Here is a 7314-nt window from a genome sequence, read left to right as displayed (position 1 = left end):
CGTGGCAAATTAATTATGGGGCTTTAATATATATAATTCATCATCAGTAGTCCTTTGTCCTAATTTTGATGACTCATAACTAAATTTCCTAGACACTAGATATGAAAATGGTCAAGACGCTGTTTCTGTGCAACAGAAAGGCTCCTGCGGACCTGATGGGAAAGATACTGGGAACAAGGATAGGTTCGACGACTGTTTTCAGTACCTTATTGGATAAGGACAATGGGGTACAGATTGTTTTCGATACAGATGTTCTTGCGGAAGAATGGTATGGGTGCAGCGACGGCACGACTACCGGGTATATGAAAATCAAAACATCCCAAATCTTCCATGATTTTCTGACGTTTACAGAGCACTCTGTGAATATTATTCCCATGTAATGAAAGAAAGGTGAATAATTTGAGTTTGTATCAAAACAGAATTGTTGTCAAAGTAGGGACTTCTACCTTGACAAATGATATAGGGAAAAGCGATCTGCGTTCCTTTGACCGCATTGCCTGTGTACTGTCCGATATTCAGAACATGGGCCATGAAGTCATTTTAGTTTCATCTGGCGCGATTGCTGTGGGCACAAATAAGCTACAAATGAAGACACGCCCAACGAGTATGCGTTTGAAGCAGGCTGCTGCTGCGGTAGGACAATGCAGCATTATGCACTTATACGACAAATTTTTCAATGACTATGACAAGACTATCGCACAGATTTTGTTGAACGCCCAGGATATGGAAATTGAGGAAAAGAAGGAAAATCTGACAAACACCTTTGACGCCTTGCTCGAAATGGGCATTATCCCGGTTGTGAATGAAAACGACTCGGTTAGCTATACTGAAATCGAATCGGAAGATAGACTATTTGGCGATAACGATATGCTTTCTGCGGTTGTCGCAGTATTGTGCAGAGCGCAAAAACTCGTCATTCTGTCCGACATTGACGGCTTTTATGACAGCGATCCTCGCCTCCATCCCAACGCAAAACGGATAGAGCGTATCAACGCAATAGACGAGGGCGTGCGATCATTAGCCGGAGGCGCTGGTTCTCGGCGCGGTACAGGCGGTATGAAAACTAAACTGCAAGCGGCAAAGCTGGCAACCGCTAAGGGGATTGATACTATCATTACAAACGGCAAAAATCCGTCCGCTCTGTATGAAATCATCAAAGGGGGCAGTGTTGGTATGCTTTTTGTCGGTAAACGATAATATAAGGAGCCGAAAAGTAAACTGCCAAATATTTCATTCAGTTGAATACCCTAAAGCAAGCTAGCGGGGTATTCAACTGAAATAAAAGGAAAATGTTCTCTCGATCCCGGGGATATTTCCTTCAATATCGGTCTCTCTTAATTTCAGTACCGTCTTTTGGATCACTTTTTATCGGACTGACGGCTGGCTCAGCCCCATTGAAGCGGAGGGAGAAAAAGAAAAATATCCTCCTGCGACTCTGGAAGAGATCTCTCAGTTTATAAGGAAAAACTGGAATTTTGCAGTTAGGCATTATTTAGATCATCCAGATAAACGACATCATGACATAGCCTTTTAATTAATTTTTTTTCGTGACTTACAACCAGTACTCCGATATTCAGCTCTTTGACTATATCCAGAACTATACTCCAGATTTGGGCTTGAGTAATGGCATCTACCATTGTAGTTATTTCATCAGCTATTAGAAATTTAGTCTCAGGGCTTAAAGCCCTTGCAAGGGCAAACCTTTGGAGTTCTCCTCCGGAAAGCTCATTTGGCCATCTGTTAAGCCAGCTCTTTTTTATTCCGAATGAATCCAGAATATTCTGGGGAACAATATGTCCTTCATTTAAAATGTCTTTCATTTTCCATTTAGGGTTTACAGCTTTTTCCGGGTGTTGAAAGACTAACTGGACCGGGTTATATCCTTTTGATGGAATTTCTTTTCCGTCGATACTTACATTTCCCTTATGGTCATTTTCGTAACCAGCCAATATTTTACAGAGGGTTGATTTGCCACTTCCACTGTCCCCGATTAGACCCAGTACTTCTCCACGGTCTACAGATATATTCACATTATTTAATATCAAATTGTTTTTTTTATACCCGAAACTTATATTTTCGCCTTTAAGACACATTATTACACCTCACCACTCCTCCGTTGATAGATTTAAATTGAGGGATGCCTTTAGAGCAAAGTTCATTCTTTTTGGAACACCTTTCATAAAAAATACATCCGTCAATGACTTCATCCTGCATTGGTTGATGGCCTTTAATTGCCTGGAAATTGTTCTGGGGAAGGGCATTCCAGAGTGCCCGGGTGTATGGGTGCCTTAAATTTTCCCCGTTATTTTTAAAATCTTCAACATTAGCTACTTCTAAAACAGTACCTGCATAGAAGATTGCAATTTTATCAGAGATTTTTAATGCAGCTTCTATATCATGAGTTATAAGTATCACTGCACATCCTTTATTTGCCATATCTTTGAAGTAACTCAATGTTTCATTCAAAGTTTTTTCATCCAGGCCCGGGGTTGGTTCATCTGCAATTATGAGCTTTGCAGAGCTCATTACGGCAGTAGAAACCAGAACTCTTCTGGTCATGCCTCCTGATAACTCATGGGGAAACATTCTGTCAACATCCGGTTTTAAATCGTATCTCTGGAAAACTTCTCTCTGGACCTTCTTCATTAAGCCTTCATTTTTTTCCTCAACACAGCCTATTACCTGATTGGAGATCCTCATTAAAGGGTCCAGGTAGGTTGTAGCTTGAGGGATCAGAGCTATTTCTTTCCCCCTGATTTCTTCTTTAATCTCCTGAGTGAGTTTCTTGCCATTGTATTCCATTTTCACATCAAGTTTCGCGTTTGAAGGTAATATCCCTAAAATTGCATGTGCCAGAAGACTTTTACCAGACCCGCTCGAGCCAACAACGGCTAAAATCTCACCTCTGTAAGCTTCTATGCTCAAATTGCAGATTACTTTTAACTCAGTTTGCCTGAGTCCGGAAGCATATTGAATGAAAGAAAGGGAAAGGTCTTCTACTTTTAATAGAGCTTCAGTCTCCTTCTTTCCTTTAGCATTTATTTCAGTTTTATTTCCCATATTTCCCATATTCCACACCTTTTAAATCTAAGATCCGTACTTGCCATTCAGGCAAAAAAATATCTCAACCGATACCCGGTGAAATTTACTCATGTGAAATTTACTCGTGAGCATTTTTTGGGTCCATCAGCTTTCCTAAATTTTCTCCAATCATATCAAATGCCAGGACTACAATTAACAGGGATAACCCCGGGAAGAATGCAAGCCACCAGTATCCTGCCGAGAGGTACTTCATAGACTCTGATAAAATGATACCAATTGCCGGTTCGTGGGGTGAAAGTCCAAAACCCAGGAATGTGGCCGAAGCTTCATGTAAAATAGCATGTGGAAACATTAAAATCGTGCCTAATAAAATTTGAGGAATTAAATGAGGCAGAATATGTTTTGTAGCTATCCACCATTTTGACTTACCAAGATTTCTGGATATATGGATATATTCCTGGGTTTTTAGCTGCTTAATTTCTGCTCTTACAACCCTTGTTAAGCCTGTCCAATGCGTTAATGCAACTCCAATAATGACTCCTGTTGCTCCTCCTCCGAATCCTATGGAAATAAGGATTATTAAAAGAAGGTGGGGGATTGAAAGAAATAAATCTACTAACCAGGAGATAAAGGAATCTGCGATCTTTCCTGCACTTGAGAGTAAGCCTAAAACTATGGCCAGTATAGTACTGATTGTAGAAGCAAAAGCTCCAATCAGTATACTTGAACCAAGTCCCTCTAGAGTTCTTATGAACATGTCTCTTCCCATCCAATCTGTTCCAAACGGATGTTCCGGAGACGGATTAAGGTTTTTAGAGCCAAAATTAGTATGTAAAGATTCTTCGCCGAAACTCACGCTAGAAATCACAATTGCAAGCAATAAAAGGGACGTGAAGCCTATTATTAAAAGAGTCTTCTGCCTTAAATTAAATCCGCTGAATACTCCTTTGTTAACTGTTACAACAGCAGTACTCATATTGAGGCCTCCTGTTGTTTTATCCTGGGATCAACAAACTGGTATATAAGATCAGCAATTGCGTTTCCAAAAAAGACAAAGCAAGCACTAACAATAACTATTCCTAAAAGCAGTGGCACATCAGATCTCAATCCTGCTGCTACTGCAGCCTGTCCAATTCCGGGATAGGAAAATACCTGTTCAACCAGAACTGTTCCTCCAAACAATTCACTGAATCCTAAAAACTGTAGTGTAATAGCTGGAAGTGCAACGTTCCTAATTCCATGCCTTAATACCAGATCTAATCCTTTTTCCCCTCTTGCCTTTGCAAATAATACATAATCACTGGATAAAACTTCTATTAATTTTTCTCGAGTAAACAGCGCAATTTGAGCAACTCCTAATAAACTCAAAGTTAGTGCAGGAAGGATTAAACGCAGAAACCAATCCAAAAATGTCACATTTTCCGCAGTGACACCTATTGGTACACTTAAACCTATAGGGAACCAGCCTAAATACACTGAAAATACCATTAATAGAATCAATGCCAGCCAGAAAGTTGGTGTGGCAGCTAAAACATAACAATAAGTTTTTATTGCCTTATCTATCCACGTTCCTTTCTTCATTCCCGCTACTATCCCTAAAATGAAACCTAAAATTCCTGAAAACAGCCATGAAGCCGCCATCAGAGCAAGAGAAGCTGTGAATCGTTCTTTGATTACATCAGTAACAGGTATTCTATAAATCAATGAAATTCCAAAGTTTCCTTTAAGAGCATCTCCCGCCCAGTTCAAGAATTTTTCCTGCGGAGGCGTGTTAACTCCCCAATATTCTTCAAGTTTAGCTTTGTGCTCTGCACTCACTGGCATTTCTCCAATATAAGCTCTAACAGGGTCTATAGGCGAGTATTGAATGAGCATAAAACTTACAAAACAAACTATAACCAAAAGACTTATCAACCGAAGTATTTTTTTTCCTATAAAGCCCGCTATTTTTTCATTGTCTAACACGCTATTCCCTCATATAGTAATTATTTTATAATAGATTCATTTTAACGTAGATACAAATATTATGAATAATTAGGAATAATCTGAATAATTTTCATACGATTTTAAGTCGAAATGGATTGCACTATATTTTTCAAGAATTTCCCATCAAATTCCAGCCCCAAATAAAAAAGGTAAAAGGAGTAATATTTATAACATCATTTTATTACGATGTTAATATCACTCACTTTAAGTCGAGCTGGTTGCATTTGTTCTTGTCCATTCGTAGATATTTCCTAAAATATCGGACCCAGCATTTTTTTGTGGAGTTCCTATGTCTAAGGTTTCATCCACCGTATACAGATAATCCATTGTCACCAGCCATAACCATGTTGCATCTCCTGCAGGCCCGTAACCGGTCTTTCCATCATATGCAGCTAATTGCCAGTTCTTTGTAGCCTGGGCCTGGTCTGTGGATCTTAAAGCTGATTCTAAATATCCATCTACAACAGGATTATTGTAAAGACCCGGGTTCTTGTATGTATCATCTGCTTCTTTGCTGTGGTATTGCTGATATAAATTGAAGGTATCTATGCTGCTGTAAGCGTATAAAACGGCTGAACTGTATTGATTGGCATATATTTCATCCCAGTTTGTGCCGACCAGGTCTATTTTTATACCTAATTTTTTGGCCTGTTCACTTACAGCCACTGAAAGAGCTTGCCTTGTTTGGTCTGATGAGGAATAATATAGTTTAAATTCTGCTTTAGTTCCATCTTTTTCTCGAATTCCATCGCCATCATTGTCTTTCCATCCTGCGTTTTCTAACATTATTTTGGCTTCTTCGAGATTTGAATCGTTGATTTTAGCTTCAGGGTTCCCAAAGTTTCGTTGATCTACTCCGGTGTATTCCACATCTCCTTTTCCATATATTACTCCGTCAAGTATGGCTTTTCTGTCGATACCTATGTTTAAGGCTTTTCGAATTGCCAGATCTGCTGTTACATTATTGCCTATTGGATCTCCCTGTAGACTTATTTCACCGGTATTATTCCGCAGGGGGAATGAAACTCCGAATGCTCTTGATGAGGGAAGAGACATTAAATTATATCCATCTATAGTCTGATTTGCATGGTTAATGTCGATTTCAGCCAGGTCTACATCACCGGACCTTGCAGCTGCAAATGCAGTTTCTTTATCCAGGAATAACAGGGTTATTTTTTTGAAGTATGGTTTTTTCCCATAGTAATCTTCGTTTAAATTAAATATTGCCTGCTGGCCTTTGTCCCACTGTATCAATTTATATGGTCCCGATCCGATTGGATTTGACCCGTAGGTTTCTTTTTTATATGCATGTTCTGGCACAATTCCAACGTATCTGAGTCTCCATATGAAGCTTGACTGGGGTTCTTTTAATTTGAATTCAACTGCAGTATCATTTATTGCTGCAGCATTTTCAAGATTACTCATATCCAGCTCTGAATTACTTCCAACTGCTGTATTAAAGGTAAATGCTACGTCTTTAGCTGTTAATTTCTCCCCATCTGTGAATTTAATATCATCTCTTATATTCACAGTCCATATATTCCCATCAGAACTGACCGAGTAATCCGTAGCAAGGTCATTTATTATACTGCCGTCATCAGCTGATTTAAAAAGAGTACTTTGTATCAATGGTTCAAAATTCACATGACCTGATCCCCATCCCATAAGCGGATCAAATCCTGCTTTTGGTTCCCCTGTATGCGAATATACATTTACAACCAATTCATCAGAAGCCTGGGACGTTGAGCTGTCTGACGTAGAACTGGACATAGAGCCGGGCATAGAACTGATTATAACAATAGCCGCCATAATTACGATTATTGACCCTATAAGCAAATATTGCTGGTTTTTCTTAATCTGAATTCCTCCTCCATTTTAATCAACACAATTAATTATTTTTGCAAAAAGCCCTTTACCAGTATTGTAATGACGAGAAGTACTTTTTGAATAACACTTTAATAAATAAAAATATTACCAAAGTAGTATTTTTTATACAATTATTAAGACTGGTTAACTTAAAACAGTTTTACTATATATACTTTCCTAAAAAAAAGTGTTACTAAAACATTTGTTTTATGGAATATCGTATCATTAAATGAGAGGTATTATTTATTTTAAGAGCATTTTTATCAGCTGCAACTATTGGATGCTGAAAATAAGAATAAATTATAACGATTTCGGAATATTCAGGAAGTTATCAACACCAAAAGGTAACAATATCAAAAAGTAACAATATCAAAAAGTAACAATATCAAAAGGTAACAATATCAAAAGGTAACAATACTA

General features: G+C 38.4%; 7 protein-coding genes. 2 read left to right on the top strand and 5 right to left on the bottom strand.

From position 1 onward, the window contains the following. Positions 1-101: 101 nt before the first annotated feature. A complete protein-coding gene (locus EO98_RS10055; RefSeq protein ID WP_200895270.1) occupies positions 102-380 on the top strand; it encodes a hypothetical protein in 279 nt (92 codons plus the stop codon). A 19-nt stretch (positions 381-399) separates the two neighbouring features. Then, complete coding sequence (proB, locus tag EO98_RS10050) at positions 400-1197, top strand: glutamate 5-kinase (RefSeq protein ID WP_048136971.1); 798 nt, start codon at positions 400-402, stop codon at positions 1195-1197. A 284-nt stretch (positions 1198-1481) separates the two neighbouring features. Here proB and EO98_RS10045 read toward each other — a convergent pair whose 3' ends face one another. The 5 genes from EO98_RS10045 to EO98_RS10025 form a co-directional block, all read right to left on the bottom strand. Then, entirely contained in the window at positions 1482-2093 is a 612-nt protein-coding gene (locus EO98_RS10045; RefSeq protein ID WP_048136973.1) for an ABC transporter ATP-binding protein, read from the bottom strand. Next, a complete protein-coding gene (locus EO98_RS10040) occupies positions 2083-3060 on the bottom strand; it encodes an ABC transporter ATP-binding protein (RefSeq protein WP_048136989.1) in 978 nt (325 codons plus the stop codon). Before EO98_RS10040 ends, EO98_RS10045 begins: the two co-directional genes overlap by 11 nt. A gap of 100 nt (positions 3061-3160) precedes the next feature. Further along, the gene (locus tag EO98_RS10035; RefSeq protein WP_048136975.1) at positions 3161-4018 is read right to left on the bottom strand and encodes an ABC transporter permease; all 858 of its coding nucleotides are present in this window, start codon (positions 4016-4018) and stop codon (positions 3161-3163) included. Next, complete coding sequence (locus EO98_RS10030) at positions 4015-5007, bottom strand: ABC transporter permease (RefSeq protein ID WP_048136977.1); 993 nt, start codon at positions 5005-5007, stop codon at positions 4015-4017. Before EO98_RS10030 ends, EO98_RS10035 begins: the two co-directional genes overlap by 4 nt. A 225-nt stretch (positions 5008-5232) precedes the next feature. Beyond that, on the bottom strand, positions 5233-6798 hold the full coding sequence (locus EO98_RS10025; RefSeq protein WP_235283430.1) for an ABC transporter substrate-binding protein: 1566 nt from the start codon (positions 6796-6798) through the stop codon (positions 5233-5235). Positions 6799-7314 lie beyond the last annotated feature (516 nt).

Origin of the sequence: Methanosarcina sp. 2.H.T.1A.6 (assembly GCF_000979455.1) — an archaeon.
Classification (GTDB): Archaea; Halobacteriota; Methanosarcinia; order Methanosarcinales; family Methanosarcinaceae; genus Methanosarcina.
Note: the sequence above shows the minus strand (reverse complement) of the source record. Positions and strands in the feature narration are given on the sequence as shown.

What these genes read in the sequence shown, in the direction of transcription:
- EO98_RS10035 (WP_048136975.1), bottom strand. Translation starts at nt 4,018, where the DNA reads ATGAGTACTGCTGTTGTAACAGTTAACAAAGGAGTATTCAGCGGATTT.
- EO98_RS10025 (WP_235283430.1), bottom strand. Translation starts at nt 6,798, where the DNA reads ATGTCCAGTTCTACGTCAGACAGCTCAACGTCCCAGGCTTCTGATGAA.
- EO98_RS10045 (WP_048136973.1), bottom strand. Translation starts at nt 2,093, where the DNA reads ATGTGTCTTAAAGGCGAAAATATAAGTTTCGGGTATAAAAAAAACAAT.
- EO98_RS10055 (WP_200895270.1), top strand. Translation starts at nt 102, where the DNA reads ATGAAAATGGTCAAGACGCTGTTTCTGTGCAACAGAAAGGCTCCTGCG.
- EO98_RS10040 (WP_048136989.1), bottom strand. Translation starts at nt 3,060, where the DNA reads ATGGGAAATAAAACTGAAATAAATGCTAAAGGAAAGAAGGAGACTGAA.